The 2160-nt window shown below is 70.5% G+C and carries 3 protein-coding genes; all 3 read left to right on the top strand.

The features are described from left to right. On the top strand, nucleotides 1-289 hold a 289-nt coding region (locus IL992_RS45450), incomplete at its 5' end, for a hypothetical protein (RefSeq protein ID WP_226874985.1). A 111-nt stretch (nucleotides 290-400) separates the two neighbouring features. Then, nucleotides 401-1042, top strand: a complete 642-nt coding sequence (locus IL992_RS45445; protein WP_193209489.1) for a hypothetical protein — start codon at nucleotides 401-403, stop codon at nucleotides 1040-1042. 100 nt (nucleotides 1043-1142) lie between these two features. Beyond that, the coding region (locus tag IL992_RS45440; protein ID WP_193209488.1) for a COG1470 family protein at nucleotides 1143-2160 on the top strand (1018 nt) is incomplete at its 3' end.

Raw genomic sequence — 2160 nt, 5'->3', positions numbered from 1 at the left:
GGTCAAGCTGACCGTCACCGCCGCCCCCCGCTGCATCGGCACCACCGCCTACCTGGCGGTCACCGCCGTCAACAACGGCGACGTGCCGGCCACGATCACGCTGAACACCCCGTTCGGCAACAAGACCGTGACCGACGTGGCCCCGGGCAAGCAGGCCTACCAGTCCTTCAACACCCGGACCGCCCAGATCGCCGCGGGCACGGCCACCGTGACCGGAACCGCGACGATCGGTGGCAAGCAGGTCACCACGTCCTACGACGCGGCCTACACCGCGGCCAGCTGCAGCTGACCGCACCGGCGGTGACCACGGTCTGCACGACCAGGACACCGCCCTAGCACAACCCGGGGCCGGCCGGCCGACCAGCCGGCCGGCCCCGCCCCCCATATATGGAGCGATCACATGAAAATCAACAGGACTACCCAGCTACTGGCCGCAGCCGCGCTCGGCGTCGCGCTCGCCGGCGCCGGCCTGGCCGGCCCCGCGGCCGCCGACGACGACCCCGGCAACAGCAACGGCATCGACGTGTCGGTGAAGATCGAGCCCATCACCACCCCCGGCCAGGTCTCCATGACCGTCGCCGACAACACCGGCGTGGCCCTGCAGGAAAACGGATCCAACGCCACCGCCCGCCAGTTCGTCGGCACCCTGCCCACGGTCACGGTCTCCGACACCCGCAAGCCCGAAGACATCCCCGCCGGTGACTTCTGGGCGGTCGTCGGCCAGGCCAGTCAGTTCACCGCGACCGGCAACCCCTCGGCGACCATCGGCCCCGAATACCTGGGCTGGAAGCCGCGCCTGCTCACCGACTCCTCCACCGGCGCGGTGTCGGCCGGCGAGCCGGTCTCCAGCGTCGTCTCCGACGGCTCGGGAGCGCCCAGCGTGGGTCTGAAGGGCCAGGAACTGCTGGTCTCGACGGCGAACTCCGCCGACGAGATCGGCACCTGGCAGGTCAACGCCGACCTCGCCCTGCGCACCCCGGTCGACGTCGCCGCCGGGGAATACCACTCCACCTTGACCCTTTCGCTGTTCAACCAGTCCTGAACCGCAGGCCGGACGTCATCGCCCGGCGTGGGCGTCCGGGACCTGCGCCGGCCTGGCACACGTCCCGGACGCCCACGATGAGACAGGAGACACCCTTGTGTTGACCAAGAACCGTCCGCGGGGCGCCCTCGCCCTCCTGGCCGTCCTGCACGCTGTCGGCGTGACCGTCTTGGTCGCCATGGTCGCATTCGCCACCCCCTCCGCGGCCGACACCACCTGGTCGGTCGTGCCGGCCGACGCGAACGGCCCCGACGGCCGCAGCGTCATCGACCTCGAACTCGCCGGCGGGCAGCAGGCCACCGAGCACATCGCGGTCATCAACCGCTCCACCCAGCCGGTCGACTTCGCCATCGACGCCAACGACGGCTACCTGACCGCCAAGGGCTACTTCGACATGCGCCCCTCGGACGCCACGCCGACCGACGGCGGCGCATGGGTCCACGTCCCCGACAAGGTCACCATCGCCGGCGGAGCCACCGCCATCGTGCCCGTGAAAGTGTCGATCCCGCCCAACGCCACACCCGGGGATCACCCCGCGGGCGTGACCGCGTCCGTGGAGACCATCTCCGGCCAGGTCCGGGTCCAAAACCGGGTAGGCGTCCGGCTGAACATCCGCGTGACCGGCAACTTCGCCGCCAAGGTCGCCGTGACCGGCGTACACGCCGACTACACCTGGTCGTGGAACCCCTTCACCGCCGGCACCGTCGAGGTCACCTACACCGTGACCAACACCGGCAACGTCCGCCTGGCCCCCGACAGCCGGATCCTGACCTCCACCCTCGCCGGGCAAAGCGACTGGGACGACACCTCCGAAGCCAAAGCCAGGGAAATCATGCCAGGCGGCAGCCGCACCTTCACCGCACGCGTGACCGGCACCTGGCCCCTGGGACCCATCGGCACCACGATCATGGCCATCCCCTCACCCGCGGGCAAGCCCCTGCCCGGCGTCACCGCCGAGCGCGTCGCGATCGACACCACCGTCTGGGCCATCCCATGGCCACAACTGGCCCTCCTCGCCCTCCTCATCCTGGCCTTCCTCACCATCCGCGTAACCAGCCGCCGGCGCCGCAGACGCATCGAGAAGCTGATCATCCTCAGCGGCCGCGGCACACCACTCG

This window comes from Microbispora sitophila (assembly GCF_014892245.1).
Taxonomy (GTDB): Bacteria; Actinomycetota; Actinomycetes; order Streptosporangiales; family Streptosporangiaceae; genus Microbispora; species Microbispora siamensis.
Note: the sequence above shows the minus strand (reverse complement) of the source record. Positions and strands in the feature narration are given on the sequence as shown.